The organism is Pseudomonas poae RE*1-1-14 (assembly GCF_000336465.1).
GTDB classification, from domain to species: Bacteria; Pseudomonadota; Gammaproteobacteria; order Pseudomonadales; family Pseudomonadaceae; genus Aquipseudomonas; species Aquipseudomonas poae.
Genome location: NC_020209.1, coordinates 1427523 through 1450088, shown reverse-complemented (window position 1 = coordinate 1450088; position 22566 = coordinate 1427523). Strand labels below are relative to the sequence as shown.

The following is a 22566-nucleotide window of genomic DNA, read 5'->3' as shown; positions in this document are numbered from 1 at the left end:
GAAATACTTGTCGCCTGGGCATTAATAGGTCAGCCTCAGGTCATTGGTTTGGCCCATGATCCTGCAGGTTAGGGCGTGCTACAAACGTATAATCCTGCCGCTATCGATGACTTTTACGAATGAATTACCGTCACCTCACCCCTTCGATGTCGCTGCTGCTGGCGTTTGAAGCCGCTGCGCGGCATGAAAGCTATACCCGCGCGGCCGTGGAGCTGTCCCTGACCCAAAGCGCGGTGAGTCGGCAGGTTCAGGCGCTGGAACAGCAATTGGGCCTGACGCTGTTTCGCCGCGAAGGCCGGCAAGTGCAGCTGACCGATGTGGGCAGGCTGTATCAGCGCGAAATGAGCCACGCGCTCGGGCTGATCCGCGCCGCCACGTTGCAGGCCCTGGCCTACCAGTCGGGCAGCGGCACTCTGCGCCTGGCCACCTTGCCGACCTTTGGCTCAAAGTGGCTGTTGCCGCGCCTGCATGATTTTTACAAAAGCCATCCCGGCATGCTGGTGCACATCCATTCGCGGATCGACGCCATAGACTTCGAAACCGGCGGTATCGACGCCGCCATCGTCGTGGGCAGTGCCGATCTGCCGGGGCTGATCAGCCATCGCCTGCACATGGAGGAACTGCTGGTGATCATGTCGCCTGAAGCCGCCCTGGCCCATCAAGACTGGCCAGCGCAGCACCTGGCGCAGCAGACGCTGTTGAATGTGGCGAACAATGCCACCGTGTGGGGCGAGTGGTTCAGTCACCACGGTTTGCCCCATCGCCTGATGCGCCTGGGGCCGAGCTTTGAGCTGACCTCGCACTTGATCCAGGCCGTGCGCGCAGGTATCGGCATCGGCCTGGTGCCGCGCATTCTGGTGAGCGACGAACTGGCAAATGGCGAACTGATCAGCCTGGGGCAGCCGTTCGCCAGTCAGCGCAGTTATTACCTGGCTTATCCACCGCGCAATGAAAGGCTGCCTTCGTTGATTGCTTTTCGCACCTGGTTGTTGGAGCAGCTGTGAGTGAGGCCGGGAAGGACCTCTGTGGCGAGCGGGCTTGCCCCAATGCCGTTCAGTTAAGCGCAGATTCCCTGTGGCGAGCAGGCTTGTCCTGCGTTGGGCTGCGTAGCAGCCCCAAAACCAAGCGCTGAGCCGTATCAGGTACACCGCGTTTTGCTGGATTGGGGGCGCTTAGCACCCCAACGCGGGGCAAGCCCGCTCGCCACGGAAACCCGCTCAACCACGACAAGTCCGCTTGCCACACAGAAGCTGGGGTTGCTTCCGGACAGCGCCAAGTCAGTTTATCTGGAGCAATTGGCGTTGCTGCAGGAATTCCCGGGATACGTTTTCGATGGATTCACGGCCCACTTCAATACGGGCATTGAGCGCAGCGATGGTGGCGTCATCCAGCGTGGACGACAGCGCGTTGAGTAACTGGCCAACCTTCGGGTTGGCCTTCAGTACCTCGGTGCGGATGACGGGGGTGAGTGCGTAACTGGGAAAGAATCCCTTGTCGTCCTTCAGGGCAATAAACCCGAACGCGGACATGCGTCCGTCAGTCGACATCACGAGCGCGACGTTCGCCTGGTTGTCGCGCAGGGCCTGGTACGTCAGGCCGCCGTCCATTCGAATCACGTTTTTACGCCCGAACTCGAACCCGTAGGCTTGCTGCAACGGGCGCAGCCCGTCAGAACGCGAGAAAAATTCGGCATTGGAGGCAAATGTGTAGGCCTTGCCGTCACCGATGTTCCTGGCCAGGTCGCTGATCGAGGCAATGCCGTCCTTGTCCGCCTGCTCCTTGCGCATGGCTAGTGCGTAGGTGTTGTTGGCGCCGGACGGATTCAGCCAGGTAATGCCCTTCTGCGCGTCAAGGGCGCTGACCTTGTTGTAAGCCGCTTCGGCATCCAGCTTTTCGTTGATCTTGTTGTGAACAATCAGGGCAGTGCCGGTGTATTCCCAGTACACATCGACCTGGCCGTTCTCCTGCGCCGCACGCAGGATCGAAGAACCGAGGTCCGGGCGTTTATCCACCCGGTAGCCGTTGGCGCGCAACAACTGGGTGGTGAGTTCGGCCACCAATTGTTGCTCGGTGAATTTCTTGCCGCCGACGACGATAGTGTCGCTGGCAAACACACCGCCTGCCAGGCACAGCGCAAACATCAGACTGACCAACGCTCGATATATCATCCCGCACCTCGTTTAAGTGTTGTGTGCCGACAGGTTTCAAACGCGCCCGGCCAAACGTAACCCCCGAGAAACGCTGAGGTTCTGGACCAGACCGCACGCCAGGTCGACCGCGATGGCCAGCAGTGCGGTGGACACGGCACCGGCCAGCATCATGTCGAAATCGTTCAGGTCGATACCGGTAAAAATCAGCTCACCCAGCCCGCCCCCGCCAACCAGGAAGGCCAGCGGCGCGGTCCCCACGTTGATGGCCAGCGCCGTGCGAATGCCGGCAAAGATCACGTTCATCGCATTCGGTATTTCGACCTTCCATAGCACTTGCGCAGGCGTCATGCCCATGGCCTCGGCCGCTTCGATCAAGTGCCGGGGCACCGCGCGCAAACCTTCGCAGGTGTTTACCGCCACTGGCAGCAGGGTTGCCACCCACAAGGCGAAGATGGCCGCGCCACTGCCCACGCCGACAAAACTCATGGCCAGCGCCAGCAAGGCAAGCTTGGGAATGGCTTGCCCCACATTGAGAAACTGCATGCACGCCATGGCATGGCGCTGGCTCGCCGCGCGGCTCATCCAAACGCCCAGGGGCAGCGCCACCAGCAAGGCCAGGACCGCGCTGATGGCGACGATTTGCAGGTGCTGAACGCTCAGGTAGCTGATATCGCCCCAATAGCGCTCGAGCCCGACGCTCAGTCGGCTGATGAACTCAGGCATCGTCAGTGCACCCTCGGCGTCGTGTGGTCTGCCAATCGCGCGAGGATATCGGCCTGGTGCACGTAGCCGACAAAACGTCCCTCGCTGTCATTGCACAGCGCCCAGTCCTGACCGCACCCCAGCAGTTGCGAAAGCACCTGACGCAGATCATCCCCAGGCTTGACCACCAGTTGCGCGGGGGAACCGCCCTGCCGAGGCGGTACCTGGCTTGCCACGTCCACCGAGCGCATCAGGCGCAAGCGCTTCATGACGCGGTCACCGCCCATGAAGCTGGCCACGAACTCGCTGGCAGGCTGTGCCAGCAGGTCGTCGGGTGTGCCGAACTGCTCGATGCGGCCATCGTGGAACAACGCGACACAGTCGGCCATCTTCATCGCCTCGTCGATGTCGTGGCTGACAAACAGCACGGTCTTGCCGACCTGACGCTGGATACGCATGAATTCGTCCTGGATCACCTCGCGATTGATTGGATCGATGGCGCCGAACGGCTCGTCCATCAACATCACCGGTGGGTCCGCCGCCAGCGCACGGGCCACGCCGACCCGCTGCTGCTGGCCGCCCGAGAGTTCACAGGGGTAGCGTTGGAGAAACATCGCCGGGTCCAGCGCCACCACTTCCAGCAGCTCCGCGGCGCGCTTGCGGCTTTTGGTCTTGTCCCATCCCAGCAGATTGGGCACCACGCAGATGTTGTCCTCGACGGTCATGTTGGGGAACAGGCCGACTTGTTGAATCACGTAGCCGATGGAGCGTTTGAGGGTGACGCTGTCCAGTTCGGCGGTATCGCGTCCGGCAATCCTGATGGTGCCGGAGGTCGGCGCAATCAGCCGGTTGATCATTTTCAAGGTGGTGGTTTTACCGCAGCCCGAGGGGCCGAGCAGGATGCAGATCTGCCCCTCGGCGACGCTCAACGAGACGTCTTCTACCGCAGTGATGGCGCCAAAGGTCTTGCTCAGGTGCTCAATCTGGATCATGTCGTTGCCTCTTCAAGTCGGCGGGCTATCAGCGTGCTGGTGTTCAGGCCGCGGGGTGTCAGCAGCCGCTGCAGGGCGTACAGCGCATAGTCGGCCGCGATGGCGATCACGCTGATGACCAGGGCACCGGCCAGCAATTGCCGGGTATCGGTTTGCGTGATGCCGCGAATGATCAGGCTGCCCAAGCCGCCGGCGCCGATGTAGGCTGCAATGGCGGCAATGCCGATATTGATCACCGTGGCCATCCTGACGCCCGCCATGATCAGCGGCACCGCCAGCGGCAGCTCGACCTTGCGCAGTCGCTGCCAGGTGGACATGCCCATGCCGATGGCCGCTTCGCGCAAGGCGGGGTCGATGTTGGAAATCGCGGTGCTGGTGTTGCGGATGATCGGCAACTGCGAATACAGGAACAGCGCAATGACCGCCGGCACCACGCCGATTCCGTAGCCCACCACGGACAGCACGGGAATCATCAGCCCGAACAACGCGGCCGAAGGAATGGTCATCAGCACGGCGGCGAAGGCGAGCACCCAGCGACGCAATCCGGCGTGCTGGGAGATCGCGATGCCAATGGGCACGCCGGTGAGGATCGCCAGCCCGACGGCAAGCGCGACGATGAACAGGTGCTGACCCAGCAGCAGGCTGATCAGGCCGTGGTTGTCCAGAATGAAGCGCAGGGTTTCCATGGTTGCTTGGCCTTCTTCAGGTCATTGTTGTTGTGGTCGGGAGCAGCGCCAGACAGCGCGCTGAACCTGCATGAACCTTACCGCGCCGGCGCACGGCAACTGCGCCGTATGCCCGACGAGTTCTATCAAAAAATCGACGTTTCCAAGTGCGCCAGCGTCGATACGAAGCGGTGGCAAAAGATTAGCGCTGCAGGGTCACGTCCTGACATCAGGAATGGGTTTCATCAAATTTCCGCCGCTCTTCGCCGGGCGTGCAGCCCCAGGTGCGCCGGTAGACGTCGCCCAGATGCGAGGCTGAAACGAAGCCGCAACGGTGGGCGATATGGGCGATAGGCTGGGCGCTTTCACGCAGCAGGCGGCGCGCTTCGTTAAGCCGCAGTTCCAGGTAGAATTTTTTCGGGGTTTTACCGAAGTGCTGTTGCCACAGGCGCTCCAACTGACGATGGGACAGGTTGCAGCGCTCGGCGATCACGTCGATGCCAACCAGGTGCTCGAGGTTGTTTTCCATGGTGGCAATCGCCGCCGTTAGGCGCCGGTCATGAACCCCGAAACGCCATTGGATCGACATGCGCTGATGTTCTTCCGGCGCCCTGATACGGGCATGCAGGAATTGCTCGGCGACACTAGCCGCCAGTGGGTTGCCGAAATCCAGCGCTATCTGCGCCAGCATCAGGTCGATGGCCGCCGTGCCACCGGCGCAGGTCCAGCGGTTGTCATGGTTGACGTAGAGATCGCGCGTCACTTCGATCAAGGGGAACTCTTCGGCAAACTGGCCGATGCATTCCCAGTGCAAGGTGCAGCGTTTTCCATCGAGCAACCCGGCGCGAGCAAGAATGAAGGTGCCCGTGCTCAAAGCGCCTACCGTCGTGCCTCGGGCCGCCGCGCGTTGCAGATAGCGCAGCATCTTCGGCGGTTTCTGTGTCTCGATGTCCAGGCTGGCCAGCACGAACACGCGGTCCAGCGCGGGGGCGTGCTCGATCGCCACCGTCTGCAGCTCGAAGCCGCTGCTGGAGCATACCGGCCCTCCGGTTTCGCTCAGCAGCGTCCACTCATACAAGCGCGTGCCGCTAAGCCGATTCGCCGCCCGCAGCGGCTCGCTGGCGCCAGCGAGCGCCATCATTGAGAACTGGGGAAGCATGAGCAAACCAATGTGCCTGGGAGTCGTCATCGCAGGATTCTCGAATGGGCGGCCACCCAGGGAAACGTGATTGAAACAGCCCTGTGGCGAGCGGGCTTGCCACAGGGTTGGGGTGCGAAGCGCCCCCCTTCCAGCAAAACGCGGTGTACCTGATACGGCTCAGCGCCTGGTGTTGGGGCTGCTGCGCAGCCCAACGCAGGACAAGCCTGCTCGCCACAGGGAATCTGCGCTTAACTGAACGGCATTAGGGCTTGCCACAGGGTTGATGCTCAGCAAGTCCTCAACGGCTGACGGCCTGTTCAGCCGCGCGCACGAATCGCTTCATCGATGCTGTGGATCATGGCCCGGAACAGCGGATTGTTCGCCTGGTTCTGCTGGCCGTGTTGCATCAGCGGGATAATCAGCGCGCCTTCGCCGGCGTCACCGGGGTAGTGCCGATACAGGCGCTCGGATTCGGACGGCCTGTGCAGAGTATTGTCGGCGCCGTGGATAATCAATGCAGGCGCAAAGCCTGTTGCGCCTTCGATACCGTGCTCCGGGTCATAGGCGACGCAGGCTTTGTAGGACTTCGCCGTTACATGGCTGCAACCCGGCCAGCGATCAGCGCCACCCGCCTCGGTATAGCCGCCCAACTGCTGATCTACATAGGCTTGGGTCTGGGGATCCAGTGGGTAAAAGCCCAGACGGGTCGATTCGGTGCCGATATCGAACGGCGGAATCGGTGCGTCATCCGGCAACTGGTGGATCGCTGCATCGGCCGCCTGACTGTCGGTACGCAAGGCTTGCAATTGACGGGTGCCGGTATAGCTCATCGGCACCCAGAAGCGGATCTGCTCGCCCCCCGCTGCCGCCAATTGAGCCATGGCGCCAAGGCTTGCCACAGCCCCCAGCGCCCAGGACGCCACCACCGGCATTTCACCCAGAGTCTCGCGTACCCAGGCGACGGCGCCGAGGACTTCGTCCCGCTGGTCTTCGAGGATCACCTGGGTGATTTCGATCCCCCCGGCCTTGAGCGTGTTGCGTACGTATTTATTGGAAAAGAAACCCGCCACGTCATAGGTCATCACGCGATAACCCCGCGCCGCCAGCGCACGCCCGAACAGTTGGCCATACATGCTGACGCCGCCGGTGAAGCCTGAGTTGAAGACGATTGGTGGCAGTCGGTCGCAAGCAGGCAGATCGGGCTCGAACAGCCAGCCCTTGAGGTTTAGCGTTGCATCGCCGTAGTGGACGGCGAAGGTGATTTCTTTGCTACGGATACTGGTCATCAATGGATATCCCGGACGGTACAAAGGAAGGATCAGCAAGCGCCTCGCAGCAACTGGCTGACCGGCAGGCGAGTCGCCTCACACACATGCCGCGCAACAGCGTCGACAAACTCAAAGGCACGGGTCACATCAAACTCGCGGGCATACGGCACACCCTGGTGGTCGACCCCCACATGCGGCGCATCGCTGGCTTGCAGCAGCAGCCTGTCGGCACCGAGGGTCCGCACAATCTGCGTGACGAATTGGGCAACCGTGTGCGGGTCGACCGCGGTGCGATAGCCCGGCCCCTTGAACCACACGGTGCCGCGCCGTTGCGCTTCAGCGAGCAGCGCAAGATAGGCAGGCTCCGTCGCACCGCGTTCACCGTGGCAACTACCCAGGTGATCGATGATGACCCGCACGGATTCCGGCACCTGACGCAGCACGCGCAGCGTGGTCGCGGCTTCTTTTGCATAAATATGCACGTGCTGGTGCGGCAGCAGCCGAGCGTAGAAGGCCAACCACTGCGCGGTGCAAAAACGCGTCCCGTGCACGCTTTCAGGCGGCGCATCGTGCAGCACGATACGCGCGCCGATGACCTGCGGATGGGCAAGGCGTTCGTGAGTGGCGTAGACCGGGTGCGCCTTGATCGTGCCGACCAGCCTGACGCCGCCATACCGCCGGGGGTTGGCGGCCTGAAGCACCTTCAACTCGTCGAAAGAGGCGAACACATTGTGCGAGTCCGGCAGGATGCTCAGGTGAACATGGTTGATGACGGCGGGGAGCATCCCGACATCGATCAGCCTGTCCAGGTACGCCGTCAGCGGATGCGGTGTCGGCAAGCTGTAGGGCAGCGGGCCCGACACTCGCCGAAGGTCGGCTGACGTGTAGAAGTGAACGTGGTTATCGTAGCGACTGACGATGCTCGGGGGCGGCTGCATGGTGATCGTTCCTGCAAAGGTGCGGGAACAATAATCGTCGCAGAGGCCTGGCCGCTCCCGGCAATTCGACGGGGCGTATCAGATTCTCGCCATGCAAGGGAGCCCGCTCCCCGTCACCCACCCACCTTGTCGGCGTAAGCCTCAAAGAACCAATCAGCAACATCTTCCGTGTGATATTGAAGCTGAACACCGGATGTAATTTCTGCAAGCAAGACCGAGCGATCTGCGGAGTTGTCAAAAATGAAGGCACGATCACTTGCAGCAATTGCTCCAGGCAATAGGTCGAGCGACTTGTAGTATCGCTCGCGAACCTTTTCAGGCTCGACGGGATGCCCACCCTCTTTAACGCGAATTTCCACTCGATCTATATTGATTGCGGGGTTTTCTGTCGATACGAAATAAAGATAGGTGCGGTAGCCCCGCGCTTGGGCCAATTGCATGAACTCAACTTTGCCGGGATGTGACATCACCGTTTCAAACGTAAAGCTCGCCCTTTTTTCCAACAAGCGCTGACGAATGAAGTCAGAAATCACGGACGCAAAATAGGAGTCGACCAGAATAGCTCGATAATCAATCCGGGCGCCTTGCAAACCAAGCTTACTGACATGATCAGTCAGGCTCTTATTAATGAGTAGATGGTGTTCGGCATGAAACCTGAGCAACTCATCCAATGTGGTCGCGATATCAAAAACCGATAAATCAATAAAGCCAGTTGCCCTGGCCTCTTTTTCCAATTCATCCGCATTGACATACAACTTGGTTAACGCCGGATCCAACTCACCCTTGATTGTGCTTTTACCGGACCCGTTGGGTCCCGCAAAAATACGCAGCCTAGGCACGCCCACCTACCGTTTGCTCTTCAACTCGACGCACGGTAATGACCTCTCCAGTCTTGACCTTGCGACGAGGCTTCCCTTGAGCAACCAGTGTTTTACTGCCGTCCTGCGAAACACGCACCAGACTACCTTCATCCATGCACAGCACGCCGCGCTGGCTCACCGATAATGCACGAAAATAAGCAGACAGCGTGGCCTTGCGCGCCTGGGCAGGCACTAATAGTTCCAAGGCGTCGATCTCGCGGTCTGAAACTTGCTTATCTGCACTTTTCATTGAAGCGCTCCTGATTTTTGCTCATGTTCATCGGATCATAGCCCTGAGGCTGCGTTTACAAAAGACCCGCGCATCGTGCCTCGGCATTTCAGCGCGTGCCACCCGAAACATGTCATGACCTGTGTCCTCAGACCATTAGGCTCTTCAGGCGGCGCGCCATGGTTGAGCCAGTTCTCAATCACTTGCCCCCCTCCCCCTTCCCCTCCTGCATCTGCACCGACGACTTGCTCCCATCGGTATTGCCTTTGGTGTTGTTGTCGGCATTGTCGAAGCACCCCTGCAGCATGAACACACTGCAAAGGCCCAGGCACATCGAAAGCTTTTTCATGATTATCTCCAGGCGGATTAAAAGTCGGGCCGGCAGCCCTTGTTGTATGTGGCTCGAACACCCCCGCGCCTGTTCAACAAATCGTCTGCCTGGCTGACAAGCGGTTAAGGCGAGGGCTAGGAAAAAATCTGAATCATTCACCCAGGCGACCCTCTGTGTTTTAAACGAAGTGATGATTGAGGATGTCGGCTTGAGTGATGTGGATTGGGTGCAATGGCCTGCCATGGCTGTCACGGTACTGGCGGCCTGGCTGATCGGGTCTCAGCGCCCGGCGAGGCGGATGGCGGGGTTTTTCTGTTTCATACTGAGCAATATTCTGTGGGTCATCTGGGGCGTCCATGCCCATGCGTATGCGCTGATCGTGCTACAGGTATGCCTGTGTCTGATGAACCTGCGCGGTTTCAAAAAGAACGTGCGAAATCGCTGAGCGCGATCATCCGGCATTGCGCTGCGCGCGCAGATTCTTTGTGAAGCCCCGCGCATTCATGCCCAGTAGAACGCACTCGAGCACGATCAAACCGTAGGCATTGGTGTGCCAGCCCCAGGCCACCCATAACGTATTGCTGAGGATGAACCCCCAAAACGCGAGCATGCGCCGACGCGGGCGCTGCGAACCGATGAACCATGCCGAGAGCACGGTCACGGCCATGGCGGGCCATTGCACCCAGTCAACCAGGTCCACGGTTACTCGACGCCGAGCGCAGCGCCCGCCCCCAGGCACGCGTCTACGCCAAGACGGCCGGGCACCAGCGTGGCCAGGTATTCGCCGAACCCGCCGCGACACTTGTAGTCGCGGCGCGCACTGGTGATCACCGGATTGGTGGCGGTCCAGACGATGCGCGCACCGGTCCTTTCCAAGTCTGCCACCAACCGCACATCCTCGTGAGCCGCCAAATGCTGAAAGCCGCCAGCGGTGCGATAGGCCTCAGCGCTCAGGCCCATGTTGGCGCCATGGATATGCCGATGGTTTTCAATGAACTGGTACAGCGACAGATACCGCGAACGCACGGCGTCGTCGTGTTCACTCCAGCCATCCACGTCGACGGTGCCGCACACCGCGTCGGCACCAAATCCGATCTGCCGCGCCAGCCAGTCTGGTGGCACCACTGTGTCGGCATCCGTGAAGGCCAGCCAGCGAGCGCCGCGCTTCAATAGCTGTTCAGCACCTGTGGCCCTGGCCTGGCCGACATTGCGAAAGCACACGTCCAGCCGCTGTACCTGCGTGGCCGACACCAACGCCGGCGTGCCATCCGAACAGTCGTCCAGCACCACCAGCACCTCCAGCGTTTGACCCTTGAGGGCCGGGTGTTCAGTGGCGCGCAACACGGAGTCGAGGCATTCGCCGATGTAGCGCTCTTCGTTATGGGCAGGTATCACGATCCCTATCATTACATTCCCTCCGACGTGTCCTGAGCAATCGACACTGCGCACGCGCAGAAGGTTTAAAGTATCTGGGCCATCCTTTAGCCACGCTCCCCTGCCACTGCTCGCTGGTGAAAATGCGGCAACCATTGCAAGGCGTGGACAGAGGCCGCCAGTTGAACCTGCTCGCGCGACCCGCTGAAATGCTCCTTGCGACTGAACACGCTGACAACCTGCCCGATACGAAAGGCCCAGGCAAAACAGACGGTGCCCGGCGGTATGCCGTCGAGGGCGTCCGGACCCAGCAGCCCGGTGGTGGCGACCGCCACATTGGCCGGGCTATCGTGCAGCGCGCCGTGGACCATCTCTCGTGCAACCTCGCAACTGGTGAGATTGAAGGTCTCTATCGTATAGGCGCGCACGTTCAGCAAACGCTGTTTGGCATGCGGCGAATACACCACGTAACCGCTTTCGATGCATGCACCGCCGCCGTCGACCTGCGAGAGCAAGGTGATGATCTTGCCGGCCGTGCAAGACTCGGCCGTGGTGATTTTCAGTTGATGGTGCTTAAGGTAATCAAGGGTTGAAGCGGCAACCGACATGATGAGGACTCCCTGCGCATGCGTTGTTTTCCACTCGATTCTTATGACGAGCCCCGAGCTTTTTCAATACCAAAGAGATTTTGAACGCGCACGCCCTCAGGTTTTCAAAACTTCGAAGGGCTGAAGACGGCGTTGACGCTCCAGCCTGCCCCCCCCACAGGAAGGATTCTCTGATGACTGACACCGCCCCCCACCGCACGGCCAAGGCATTGTCCCTGGCAACCGCCTTCGCCCTGCTAGGCGCCTGCGCCGGCAATGACTCGCCCTCCAATGTCGAGGCGCCCGGCAAGACCAAGGCCGCGAGCACACGGGCACTCGACACCGGCGCCGCGTTGCTCCAGTCACGCCCGCCGATAGATGCGCTGAACGCCTACCTGGATGGCTTCCACTTCTACAACGGCCACCCCGATGTACAGATGGAAGCGCACCACTACTGCGCCATCCTCAACGAAGAGGTGATCCAGTGCGTGATCTATGACGGCAATCGCAAGGAGGCAAAGCTGATGGGCGTGGAATACATCATCAGCGAGCAGCTGTTCAACGCACTGCCGCCCGCGGAAAAAGCGCTGTGGCACAGCCATGTGCACGAGGTGAAGTCGGGACAGCTGGTGGCGCCCGGTATTCCCGAGGTGGCCGAGCACGCGCTGATGGAGAAGCTGGTGCACACCTATGGCAAGACCTGGCATACCTGGCACACCGACCTCGACAAGCGGCTGCCCCTGGGCGTGCCCCAACTGATGATGGGCTTCACCGCCGATGGCCAGGCCGACCCGCGCATGGTCGCCGAACGCGATCAGCGGCTGGGAATCGACAGCAACAAAAAGAAAGCCGCACGGGCCGACATTCCCGCGCCAGCGGTTGCCCCCGGTGCGGATGCGTGGCAGCAGGGCGAGATCATCCAGATCGGCGATCCCACGGCAACGCCCCATCGGCACTGACAGCGCCGCTCGTTCATTTGCATTGAACGATCGTTTACGCCCAGGGCTCTACCGCACTGCAAGTTTGTCCCCCATCACCTGAGGTAACTCCGCATGTCTTACGACTATCAAGGTCCTGCCAGTGTGATCACCGCTCGCCGCCACCTCGGTACAGAGCCCGAGGAAGTCTTGAATGAATCGGTGGATATCAAGATGACCAGCAGCGGTAAACCAACCATCGTGAGCCTGAATTTCCAGACACCGCTGCAATGGCCCGGTCACCCCAACTACGTCACCGTGAATCTGCCCGATGGCACTTCAGTCAGCGGCGTGACGGTTGAAGTTGAACGGCCAAGTGAGGGGCCAGGCTTTGTCAGGTTTACCGTCGACGATTGAAGCCTCAACTTTTTTGAATCTTTTTTGACGTCAATTATCTGTTACTCATGAGCATAGGGAGGTCTCATGAAACGCAACGATTTATTCACTATTCACTACCAGCTGCACGGTGAACCCAAGTCCTTCATCGTGCGTGCACCCCAGATGAACAATGCCGAAGCCTGGCATTGGGCGAGCTGCGATGCCGGCGTGGCAGTGATCCCCAAATTCGGGCAACAGAACCTCAAGCGTGTCTCCAGACCCATGGCCGAGAAATACGGCATTACCGATGTGCAGTGGAGCAGCGCGACAGAGATAAAGTGGGCGGAGAGCGTTACATCATGAACAGTCGCACATTCGATTACAGCACCGACCCCAGCCATACCTGGGATGACGAGATCGCCCGCAATACCGCCATGTTCTTCGAGGCTGATCGACTGGACGCCCTGGCGTATCAACTGATCGAGTCCTACAGCGGCGATCCCGTGACCTGGACGCGCTTTACCGAAGCGAAGAAGCTCGCCGATACGCAGCGCACTGCGGCGTATCGCGAGTGGATGCGCATTCAGCGTGCGATGCGTAAATAAAGCGCGAGTCTTGCGCTGAACGGGAACCTTGATCGGTTCCAACCGATGCCTGGGAGTGACGGATGCTTATCTACCCCAAAAGCCATTTCCAGCCCTACACCCACGCCAGTGGCGGATGGGGTTCAGCACAGTCGGTGATGCGCATCCTGTGGCGCGAACAGGCGCTAGGCAAAGCGCCAGCGGCCCTGCTCAAACAGAACAAGCCGGATGGCTTTGCCTGCGTGAGTTGCGCCTGGGCCAAACCCGGCCGACCCCATGCGCTGGAATTTTGCGAGAACGGCGCCAAGGCGACCGCCTGGGAACTCACCTCACTCAAAACCGACCCGGCCTTTTTCGCCGAGCATAGTCTCAGCGAGCTGCGCGAATGGTCGGACTATGCGCTGGAACAACAGGGTCGTCTGACCCACCCGATGCGCTACGACCCCGTCACGGACCGCTACCGTGAAACCTCCTGGGCAGAGGCCTACCGCGACATCGGTGCACAGCTCAACGCCATGGACCCGGACAGTGTGGTCTTTTACGCCTCGGGGCGCGCGTCGCTGGAAACCTCGTTCATGTACCAGCTGTTCGCCCGCGCTTATGGCAGCAACAACCTGCCCGACAGCTCCAACATGTGCCACGAAAGTACCTCGGTGGGCCTGCAGGAAAGCATTGGCGTGCCGGTCGGCACCGTGACCCTGGACGACTTCGAACACACCGATTGCCTGTTTTTCTTCGGCCAGAATGTGGGCAGCAACAGCCCGCGCATGCTCCACCAATTGCAGGAAGTGCGTCGACGCGACGTGCCGATCATCACCTTCAACCCCTTGCGCGAACGCGGGCTGGAGCGCTTCGTCAACCCGCAGTCGCCCAAGGAGATGCTCACGCCCGAGTCGACGCTGATCAGCACTCAATACCACCAGGTCGCCATTGGTGGCGATACCGCCGCCATCACCGGCATCGCCAAGGCATTGCTGGACCTGGATGACCAGGCCACCGAGCATGGCACGCCCGCGGTGCTGGACTACGACTTTATCGCCAGCCACACCGACGGCTTCGAAGCGTTCACCACTTACGTACGCGGCTGCGACTGGACGCAACTGGAACGCCAGAGCGGACTGAGCCGCAGTGCGCTGGAAGCCGCCGCCACCGTGTATGCGCGCAGCCAGCGCGTGATGCTGGTGTATGGCATGGGCATTACCCAGCATCGCCAGGGCGTGGCGAACGTGCAGATGCTGGTCAACCTGCTGCTGATGCGCGGCAATATTGGCAAGCCGGGCGCGGGGATCTGCCCGGTACGCGGCCATTCCAATGTGCAGGGCCAGCGTACCGTGGGCATTACCGAAGATCCGAAGAAAGTGCCGGCGGACCTGATCCAACAGCACTTCGGCTTCACGGTGCCGCCGCACATGGGCCTGTGCACCGTGGATGCCTGTGAGGGCATTCTCGACGGCCGCGTACGCGGCTTCATCGGCCTGGGCGGTAATTTCCTGCGCGCGGTTCCTGACACCTCACGCATGGAGCCGGCCTGGCAAAATCTGCAGTTGAACGTGCAGGTGGCAACCAAGCTCAACCGCACTCACCTGCTGCCCGCACGCGCCATGTGGCTGTTGCCCTGCCTGGGCCGCATCGAAATCGATCGGCAGAATGGCGTGCCGCAGATGTACACCACCGAGGACAGCACCGGCTGCATCCACGGCTGGCGCGGTAGCGCGGAACCGGTCGGCCCGCACGTGCGCGCCGAAGCCAGCATCGTCGCCGGGCTGGCCATGGCCACCCTCTCCGACAGCTGCACCATCGATTGGCAGGCCTGGAGCGATGACTACTCCAGGGTCAGGACGGCCATCGGCACGATCTACCCGAAGATTTTCCACCACATGGAAACCCGCATGGCCGAGCCAGGCGGCTTCCATCGCCCGATTGCCGCCGCGCAGCGCCAGTGGGAAACGCCCAGTGGCAAGGCGCAGTTCGTCACGCCCGTGACCCTGGCCGAGGACGATAACGTCAACCTCGCCGAACCTCCCCGCGACGTGCTGCAACTGATGACGCTGCGCAGCAACGATCAGTTCAACACCACCATCTATGGATTCGATGACCGTTTTCGGGGCGTGAGCGGCACGCGCGAGGTGATTTTCATGCACGGTAACGACATCGTGCGCCTGGGTTTTGCGCCGGGCCAGCAGGTCATGCTGACCACGGCCATCGAGCCCGCGGTGACACGCCAGGTGGGCCCGTTCGAGATCATCGCCTACGACATTCCCGAAGGCTGCGCAGCCGCGTATTACCCCGAGTGCAACCCGCTGCTGCCGCTATGGCACCACGCCGAACGCAGCAAGGTGCCTGCCGCCAAATCGGTGCCGGTACGGCTCAGCGCAGGCTCCGCGTGGCCATTCGTCGGTCTGGATAAACCTTCTTCAGGCTGAGTGCCTCAACCGCACATGCAGTCCAGAAATGACCGGTGGGTTTCGAGGCATTCTGTTACAGGTAACTTTTCAGTTATATTTCGTTTCCCGTTCAACGCTTCCCCTCGATCGAATGCGTGCCCTGCACACGTTCCTTTCGTGCGCAGTTAACCAAGGTTGGTATTTATGAAGTCTGCCTCCCCGCGGTCGCCCGACGTTCCGCAACGCAAGGATGTGTCCCCCAGTCATCTGACTTTCCCGGTGGTGGGTATCGGTGCGTCGGCAGGCGGACTGCAAGCGGTAAAGGCGTTTTTCGAGCACACGCCCAAGGACAGCGGCATGGCATTCGTGGTGATCCTGCACCTGTCCCCCGATCACCAAAGCGTGGCGGACACCATCATCCAGACCTCCACCGGCATGCCGGTCAAGCAGGTCACCGATGCCACCCCCATCGAAAAAAATCACGTCTATGTGATTTCGCCCGCCCAGCATTTGCTGATGAATGATGGCTACCTGAGAGTCTCGCCATCCGCGCGCGAAGGCGGAACGCATACGGCCATCGACCTGTTTTTCCGCGATCTGGCCGACGCGCATAAAGCCCGTGCGTTTTGCCTGATCCTGTCGGGTACCGGCTCGGACGGCGCGGTGGGGCTTTCGCGAATCAAGGAACAAGGGGGCATCACGCTGGTGCAAACCCCGGAAGATGCCGAGTTCGACGGCATGCCCCTGGCAGCGATCGAAACGCAGATGGTCGACCTGGTGCTGCCGGTGGTGGAGATGCCGCAAAAGCTGTTGGACCTGTGGCAGAACGCGCAGTCGATCACCCTGCCCATCCATGATCTTGAGATTCCTGCCGTCCCGCCGGCGACGGAGCGCGATGCCGCCGTGGCGGAACAGGTGCTGCTGGACATTCTGGTGCAACTGCGTGCCAGTACCGGGCACGACTTCAAACATTACAAGCGCGCCACCGTGTTGCGGCGTATCGAGCGGCGCCTGCAGGTCACAGCCCAACCGGACCTGACCAGCTACTACGCATTTCTCCAGTCACACCCGGAAGAAACCAAGGCCTTGCTCGGCGACATGCTGATCGGCGTCACCAACTTCTTTCGTGACCGCGAAGCGTTCGAGGCGCTTGAGCGTGACGTGATTCCCAACCTGGTCAAGTCTCTGGAAGACAGTGTGCCCCATCGCCAGGAAGTGCGCGTGTGGTCCGCCGGCTGCTCCACCGGCGAGGAAGCCTACAGCCTGGCGATGCTGGTCAATGAACAGCTGGCGCTGGATGCCAGCGGCGCCAAGATGCAGGTGTTCGCCACCGATATCGATGAGCGCGCAATCACCCACGGCCGCAACGGTGTATACCCCGAAGCGATCATCACTGACGTGCCGCCGTCACGCCTGCGCCAGTACTTCGCCAAGGAAAAAAACCAGCACTATCGGGTGCGCAAGGAAATCCGCGAGAAGGTGCTGTTCGCCAAGCACAGCCTGCTCACCGACCCGCCGTTTTCCCAGATAGACCTGATCGTATGCCGCAACCTGCTGATCTACCTCGACCGCGAGGTGCAGCGCGACATCCTGCAAATGTTCCACTTCGCCCTGCGCCCCGGCGGTTATCTGTTTTTGGGCTCATCCGAATCGGCTGACGGCTGCCTGGACCTGTTTGTACCGGTGGACAAGCGCAACCGCATCTTCCGTGTGCGCGCCGGTTCCTCCGCAGCGCGCCGCGCGCCCACCATGCCGCGCAGCGGCTTCCTGCGCCCGAGCACCCCGCAAGCGGTGAGTGAAAGCAAGGCGCCGAACAAGATTTCGTTCGCGGATATTCACCTGCGTGCCCTCGAAAAAGCCGCCCCGCCCAGCGTCATTGTGGATATACAGGGCGATATCCTGCACATCAGCGAAGGCGCGGGACGTTTCCTGCGCTACGTGGCCGGTAATGTCACCCATAACCTGCTGGCACTGGTGCATCCCGACCTGCGCCTGGACATCCGCACCACCGTGTTCCAGGTCCAGCAATCGAATACCGCCGTGACCTCGCGCAAGGTGCAGATCCAGCGCGACAACGGCCGCTTCCTGGTGGACATCACCGCCCAGCCCTATCGCGACGACGCCACCGAAAGCGACTACGTGCTGGTGATTTTCCAGGAAACCGCCGCCGACCCGCAGTACGCCGACGCAAGCGCTGTGAACCAGGCCGAGCATGCCATCCTGAGCAACCTGGAGCGAGAGCTGCAACGCACCAAGCTGCACCTGCAGGACACCATCGAACAGGCGGAAGTCTCCAGTGAGGAACTCAAGGCCTCCAACGAGGAGATGCAGGCGGTCAACGAGGAACTGCGGTCAGCCACCGAGGAGCTGGAAACCAGCAAGGAAGAGCTGCAATCGATCAATGAAGAATTGTTGACGGTCAATTACGAACTCAAGACCAAGGTCGAGGAAACCGACAAGGTCAACGACTACCTGACCAACCTGATTGCCTCCACCGACATTGCCACGGTGTTTGTCGACCGCAACATGCGCATCCGCTGGTTCACCCCGCGCGCCACCGATATTTTCAGCATGCTGCCGGTGGACACCGGACGCTCGCTGATGGATATCACGCACCGCCTCGACTACCCGCAGATCACCGAGGACGCCACGACGGTATTTGAGTCCCTCAGCCTGATCGAGCGGGAGGTCAGCAGTAACGACCAGCGCTGGTACATCGCGCGGTTGCTGCCCTACCGCTCCAGCGAGGATCACATCGACGGCACGGTGCTGACGTTTATCGACATCACCAAGCGACGCCAGGCCGAGGATGAACTGCGCATGGGCGAAGAGCGCATGCGTCTGGTGGCCGAAAGCACTCATGACTTTGCCATCATCATTCTGGATAACCATGGCGCCATCACCGACTGGAACACCGGTGCCGAGCTGATCTTCGGCTACGCCAAGGATGAAGTGCTCGGCGCTTATTACGACCTGATCTTTTCGCCGGAGGACCGCACCACCGGTGTGCCGGAAGATGAGCTGCGTGCCGCTCGCGAACACGGGCGCGGCGAGGACGAGCGCTGGCATGTGCGCAAGGATGGCAGCCGGTTTTATTGCAGCGGTGAAGTCACCCTGCTCAAGAGCGCCAGCCTGCAGGGCTACGTCAAGATTGCCCGCGACCTGACCGGCCACAAGCGTACTCAGGATGAGCAGAGCCAGCGGCTGATGGAAACCCAGACCAGCAGTCACCTCAAGGATGAGTTCTTCGCGGTGATGTCCCACGAGCTCAAGCACCCGTTGAACCTGATCCAGCTGCACGCCGAGCTGTTGCGGCGCCTCCCCGCGACCAAGGCCGCAGCGCCGGCAATCAAGGCGGTGAACACCATCTGCGAGGCGGTATCGAGCCAGGCGCGCATCATCGACGACCTGCTGGACGTAGCCAGGGTGCGCACCGGCAAGCTCAAACTGAAAAAACAACGGATCGACCTGATCCGCACGCTTGAGGATATTCACCGGGTGATCGTGGCCGACGGGCATCATTGCCAGGTCACCCTGCAACTGCCGACGCCGGCCGAGCCACTGTTCGTCGACGCTGACCCTACACGCATCGAGCAGGTGATCTGGAACCTGGTCAACAACGCGCTCAAGTTCACCTCGCAGGACGGGCAGGTGCAGCTGGTGATCAGCCGCACGGACCGGTGCGTGCAGTTGGATGTGATCGACAGCGGCGCGGGGCTCGCCGAAGACAGCCTGGAGAAAATCTTCGATCTGTTCGGGCAAGCCGACAACCAGCATCAGGCCCATCAGCGCGAAGGTCTGGGCATTGGCTTGTCTCTGGTTCGTCAGTTGGTGGAGGCCCACGGCGGTTCGGTCAATGTGCACTCCCCAGGCTTGGGCCTTGGCTGCACCTTCTCGATTATGCTGCCGCTGTGCGAAGAGCAGGCGCCACTGCCGAACCCTGCCGCCGGCCAGAGCGAGAACGAGCGCCTCAACGGCATCAAGGTGCTGCTGGTGGATGACTCCGAGGAAGTGCTTGAAGTGCTGAACATGCTGCTGGACATGGAAGGTGCCCAGGTCAGCGCGTTCAGTGAGCCGCTGGTCGCCCTGGAAACGGCGCGCGACACCCGTTACGACCTGATCATTTCAGACATCGGCATGCCGAAGATGAATGGCCATGAGCTGATGCAAAAGCTGCGCACGATCGGCCATCTGCGGCGGGTGCCAGCCATCGCCCTGACCGGCTACGGTGCCGGCAACGATCAGAAGAAAACCGCCGAGTCGGGCTTTGATACCCATGTCAGCAAACCGGTGGCCCACGACGCGCTGATCAAGGTAATTGAAAAGCTGTGTCGCTCGCATCGATAGCGTTATTCATAGGGGATCACCGACAGTTTGCCATTGCGCTCAAGAATGGCGAACTTGATCTGCCTGATCTCAACGATGCCCTGGGCGGAACGCGCGGCTTCCAGAATATCGCCTTCGTCCAGGCGCGCCCGCTTGAGCCGTTCGTGCAGCAGTTGACCGTTCTCGACCACGATGGTCGGCCCGCCATCAAGCAACCGCGAAAACCACCGCGAGCGTTGCTTGATCAGGGACAACCCGATGTCGATGGTGATTAACGTGGCGATGACCAGCAGTGCATTGGTCAGCGAAAAATCATCGCCCAGCAGCGCCTGCTGGGTGGCTTCGCCGATGACCATCAGCAGCACCAGGTCAAAGGTGGTGAGTTCGGCCAGCGAGCGCCTGCCGGCGATCTTGAACAGCACCATCAACACCAGGTAGATCGCGGCTGCGCGCAGCACCGAATCCATGATGCCCCCTCAGGGATAAATAAATTGTGAGAACTGCACCGACGCGCCGTTCGCCAATGTCACGCGTGTGGCAAAACGGCCCACGCCGTCGCTGCGCAGGGTCACATGCAGCGCGGCCCGCCCATCGGTGTCGCTGAGCGCCCACAGCCTGACGCCCTCGCCCGCCGTGCTGGCCTTGAGCGGTTGAGGCTGCAGCATTTCAACGTTGAAACCGTTGAGCAGCTCCCCCTCGATCGCCACTTCAAGGGGCTTACCGGGTTTGCCCTGCAGGTGGATGATCAGCGCATCGGAGGCGCCATTGCGCATGAAGCGCTGGTATTCGACCCACAGGTGCCCATCGGCACTGCGTGCCTGGGCATTGCTCAAGGGGCCCTTGGAAAACAGGCCGGCCAAGCTCAGGCCGATCAACAGCAACAGCGCGTACCAGCCGATGCGCTCAAAGCGCCAGACCCGGCGTTGCAGGGCCATGTCTTCCTCGACCGGGTAGTGGCGGTTGTGCAGGTCGCTGTGGTCGGGCCGCGCCATGGGGTCAGCCCTTGCTGTGTTCCGACGAGGACGGCGCCTTGGCCACGCCGCGCGGGCCGGCGACGCCCCAGATGGCCGCGCCGACGAATGGCAGCAGCACCACCAACGCCGTCCAGCCGGCCTTGCTGCCCGACGCCTTGTCGCTGCGCCAGACGCTGTTGATCACCCACAGGTCGAGCAACAGCGCGATAACGGCCAGGAAAATCCACAGATAGGTGTTTTGCATGGTGCACCTCCTTCAGGTCATGTTCATTTAGGTTCTGAAGGACGCGCGGGGGTTCATTTTTTTCGGTTGGAAGGTCACTGAACGATCAAGCCGCTTGCCTGCCAGGCGCAGGCAAGCGGCCTGCGGCCTTAGCTCAGTACGACATCGCGCATCGGCGGAATATAGCCGTAGTCATAGGCCTCGCGCACAAACGAGCGGTCGCCGTGCAGCTCGATTCTGACCGTGGGCGCTTCGGTGCCGCCGATGCGGAAGTCGCCGTTCTCGGTGGGCACGCTGTCGATGAACGAGGTCACCAGACCATTGGGCATCACGCAATGTGAGTAAGTCTGAAACGGCTGCGCGGGTGGATTGCCCAGCACCAGCCCGGAGGCGTTCATCGGACGGTACGGGCCGAACAGGTGTTCGCTGACAAAGCCGTACACGCCATCCGGGCCGGTCACGCCGTCGGCGTAGGTGAACTTGTGGCTGATGGTGAACAGGTAATATTTATTGTCCTGAAACACATAGTGCGGGCGCTCGGTCTGGTCATTGACGCCGACGGCCGTCACCAGGGGCGGCAGTATTTCCCATTCCTCGCCGCTCAGGTCCTTGGCCACGGCGATGCCGATGCAGCCCACTTGATAACGCGCGCCGCCGACATCTTCGTGCCCTGGCGGGACCAGACCCACTTCTTCCGGGCCGACCGCATGGGTACCGCGCTCGCCCGCGACATTACCCTCGAACACCATATATAACTTGCCGTCGTTGGGATCGATAAACGGGCTGGGGTCACGAAAGTTCCAGGTCGCATTTTGTGATTCGGTTTGATAGTAAGTGCCGTCCGCCGAAAATAACGACGTCACTGTATTGAAGTTTATAAGTTGCACGCCGTCTTCACTTGTCACGATCTGGCCCTTTACCTTGGCAATCGTCGCGCCGGGCGTAACGCAGGTGTAATACAGATCGATATCACCGTTGTTATTTAACAGAATAGGCGTGCCTGCCCATTCTCGCGTGGTGGGCGACACGCCTTCAGCCATCACACGGCCGCCGAAAATCCAGTCCTTGCCGGTGCGTGAATACCAGTAGCAGATGCGCGCGTGCCCGTGTCGATCCTCCCAGTCACGCTTGATGTCATAGCGCCCGTCGGCATTGATGAACTGCGGGTCGTGGGGGCGGCGGTCAGCGGTAAGCGTGAAGATCACCGACCAGCCATCGACGGAAACCACCGCGCCGTCGAGGTCGCGCAGGGGCATGGTGTCCCAGATAAACACGGTGTCACTCATGACGGGGAAGTCAGGCCGCACTAACGGTTGCGTGGTAGTCGGGTCATTTTCATTGACTTTCAGCGCATCAGCCCGGGTCCAGCGTGTGGGTGTGTGATTCGCAGGTTTCATGTTGATGTCCTTTTACTGACGCTTAAGTGACAAGCGATAAGTGAATTCAAGTCGCACGTGCACTTCGAATGATAAATGGCATTCAGGCGAAGAGCGTTACTAGTGCGAAACAAGGTTTAACACAGAACTTGAAACTTGGATTATGA

Annotated in this window: 25 protein-coding genes; 8 read left to right on the top strand and 17 right to left on the bottom strand. The window is 60.7% G+C overall.

Annotated features, from left to right (window positions below; all coding sequences use genetic code 11):
- Positions 1-119 precede the first annotated feature (119 nt).
- On the top strand, positions 120-1004 hold the full coding sequence (locus H045_RS06685) for a LysR substrate-binding domain-containing protein (RefSeq protein WP_015371812.1): 885 nt from the start codon (positions 120-122) through the stop codon (positions 1002-1004).
- Positions 1005-1277: 273 nt separating this feature from the next.
- Here H045_RS06685 and H045_RS06680 read toward each other — a convergent pair whose 3' ends face one another.
- The 10 genes from H045_RS06680 to H045_RS25195 form a co-directional block, all read right to left on the bottom strand.
- Positions 1278-2168: a glycine betaine ABC transporter substrate-binding protein gene (locus H045_RS06680; RefSeq protein WP_015371811.1), complete on the bottom strand. Its 891-nt coding sequence runs from the start codon at positions 2166-2168 to the stop codon at positions 1278-1280.
- A gap of 36 nt (positions 2169-2204) precedes the next feature.
- Positions 2205-2873: an ABC transporter permease gene (locus tag H045_RS06675; RefSeq protein ID WP_003235642.1), complete on the bottom strand. Its 669-nt coding sequence runs from the start codon at positions 2871-2873 to the stop codon at positions 2205-2207.
- 2 nt (positions 2874-2875) lie between these two features.
- Positions 2876-3844, bottom strand: coding sequence for an ABC transporter ATP-binding protein (locus tag H045_RS06670; RefSeq protein ID WP_015371810.1), 969 nt, complete (start codon positions 3842-3844; stop codon positions 2876-2878).
- On the bottom strand, positions 3841-4530 hold the full coding sequence (locus H045_RS06665; RefSeq protein ID WP_003235646.1) for an ABC transporter permease: 690 nt from the start codon (positions 4528-4530) through the stop codon (positions 3841-3843). Before H045_RS06665 ends, H045_RS06670 begins: the two co-directional genes overlap by 4 nt.
- 208 nt (positions 4531-4738) lie before the next feature.
- Positions 4739-5668 (bottom strand): GlxA family transcriptional regulator, encoded by a 930-nt coding sequence (locus H045_RS06660; RefSeq protein WP_015371809.1) that lies wholly within the window; start codon positions 5666-5668, stop codon positions 4739-4741.
- Between the two features lie 299 nt (positions 5669-5967).
- Entirely contained in the window at positions 5968-6936 is a 969-nt protein-coding gene (locus tag H045_RS06655; RefSeq protein ID WP_003235650.1) for an alpha/beta hydrolase family protein, read from the bottom strand.
- Between the two features lie 32 nt (positions 6937-6968).
- Entirely contained in the window at positions 6969-7856 is an 888-nt protein-coding gene (locus tag H045_RS06650; protein ID WP_015371808.1) for an amidohydrolase family protein, read from the bottom strand.
- A gap of 113 nt (positions 7857-7969) precedes the next feature.
- A complete protein-coding gene (locus H045_RS06645; protein WP_015371807.1) occupies positions 7970-8701 on the bottom strand; it encodes an ATPase in 732 nt (243 codons plus the stop codon).
- Positions 8688-8966, bottom strand: coding sequence for a hypothetical protein (locus tag H045_RS06640; RefSeq protein ID WP_015371806.1), 279 nt, complete (start codon positions 8964-8966; stop codon positions 8688-8690). The genes H045_RS06645 and H045_RS06640 overlap by 14 nt, the downstream gene beginning before the upstream one ends.
- A 178-nt stretch (positions 8967-9144) precedes the next feature.
- Positions 9145-9294, bottom strand: coding sequence for a hypothetical protein (locus H045_RS25195; RefSeq protein WP_015371805.1), 150 nt, complete (start codon positions 9292-9294; stop codon positions 9145-9147).
- 172 nt (positions 9295-9466) lie between these two features.
- On the opposite strand from H045_RS25195, the gene H045_RS06635 reads away from it, so the two are divergent.
- On the top strand, positions 9467-9721 hold the full coding sequence (locus H045_RS06635) for a hypothetical protein (RefSeq protein ID WP_015371804.1): 255 nt from the start codon (positions 9467-9469) through the stop codon (positions 9719-9721).
- A 6-nt stretch (positions 9722-9727) separates the two neighbouring features.
- Here the strand turns inward: H045_RS06635 and H045_RS06630 are convergent, their stop codons facing one another.
- From H045_RS06630 to H045_RS06620, 3 genes are all read right to left on the bottom strand, one after another.
- On the bottom strand, positions 9728-9976 hold the full coding sequence (locus tag H045_RS06630; protein ID WP_003235658.1) for a hypothetical protein: 249 nt from the start codon (positions 9974-9976) through the stop codon (positions 9728-9730).
- A 2-nt stretch (positions 9977-9978) separates the two neighbouring features.
- Positions 9979-10683, bottom strand: a complete 705-nt coding sequence (locus tag H045_RS06625; RefSeq protein ID WP_015371803.1) for a glycosyltransferase family 2 protein — start codon at positions 10681-10683, stop codon at positions 9979-9981.
- Positions 10684-10757: 74 nt separating this feature from the next.
- A complete protein-coding gene (locus tag H045_RS06620; RefSeq protein WP_015371802.1) occupies positions 10758-11258 on the bottom strand; it encodes a CinA family protein in 501 nt (166 codons plus the stop codon).
- 173 nt (positions 11259-11431) lie between these two features.
- Between H045_RS06620 and H045_RS06615 the strand changes: the two genes are divergently transcribed.
- The 6 genes from H045_RS06615 to H045_RS06590 all read left to right on the top strand — a co-directional run bounded on the left by H045_RS06615 (position 11432) and on the right by H045_RS06590 (position 19847).
- Positions 11432-12196 (top strand): OBAP family protein, encoded by a 765-nt coding sequence (locus H045_RS06615; protein ID WP_015371801.1) that lies wholly within the window; start codon positions 11432-11434, stop codon positions 12194-12196.
- 93 nt (positions 12197-12289) lie between these two features.
- The gene (locus H045_RS06610; RefSeq protein WP_015371800.1) at positions 12290-12571 is read left to right on the top strand and encodes a hypothetical protein; all 282 of its coding nucleotides are present in this window, start codon (positions 12290-12292) and stop codon (positions 12569-12571) included.
- A gap of 66 nt (positions 12572-12637) precedes the next feature.
- Positions 12638-12895 (top strand): DUF6555 family protein, encoded by a 258-nt coding sequence (locus tag H045_RS06605; RefSeq protein WP_003235666.1) that lies wholly within the window; start codon positions 12638-12640, stop codon positions 12893-12895.
- Positions 12892-13137, top strand: a complete 246-nt coding sequence (locus tag H045_RS06600; protein ID WP_003235668.1) for a hypothetical protein — start codon at positions 12892-12894, stop codon at positions 13135-13137. The genes H045_RS06605 and H045_RS06600 overlap by 4 nt, the downstream gene beginning before the upstream one ends.
- 62 nt (positions 13138-13199) lie before the next feature.
- Positions 13200-15539, top strand: a complete 2340-nt coding sequence (locus tag H045_RS06595; protein ID WP_015371799.1) for an FdhF/YdeP family oxidoreductase — start codon at positions 13200-13202, stop codon at positions 15537-15539.
- Between the two features lie 165 nt (positions 15540-15704).
- Entirely contained in the window at positions 15705-19847 is a 4143-nt protein-coding gene (locus H045_RS06590; protein ID WP_015371798.1) for a CheR family methyltransferase, read from the top strand.
- Positions 19848-19849: 2 nt separating this feature from the next.
- Here H045_RS06590 and H045_RS06585 read toward each other — a convergent pair whose 3' ends face one another.
- From H045_RS06585 to H045_RS06570, 4 genes are all read right to left on the bottom strand, one after another.
- The gene (locus H045_RS06585) at positions 19850-20293 is read right to left on the bottom strand and encodes a DUF421 domain-containing protein (RefSeq protein WP_015371797.1); all 444 of its coding nucleotides are present in this window, start codon (positions 20291-20293) and stop codon (positions 19850-19852) included.
- A gap of 9 nt (positions 20294-20302) precedes the next feature.
- Positions 20303-20818 (bottom strand): hypothetical protein, encoded by a 516-nt coding sequence (locus H045_RS06580; protein ID WP_015371796.1) that lies wholly within the window; start codon positions 20816-20818, stop codon positions 20303-20305.
- Between the two features lie 4 nt (positions 20819-20822).
- Positions 20823-21044, bottom strand: a complete 222-nt coding sequence (locus H045_RS06575) for a PLD nuclease N-terminal domain-containing protein (RefSeq protein WP_015371795.1) — start codon at positions 21042-21044, stop codon at positions 20823-20825.
- A gap of 128 nt (positions 21045-21172) precedes the next feature.
- A complete protein-coding gene (locus tag H045_RS06570) occupies positions 21173-22420 on the bottom strand; it encodes a glycoside hydrolase family 68 protein (protein WP_003235678.1) in 1248 nt (415 codons plus the stop codon).
- Positions 22421-22566: the final 146 nt, after the last annotated feature.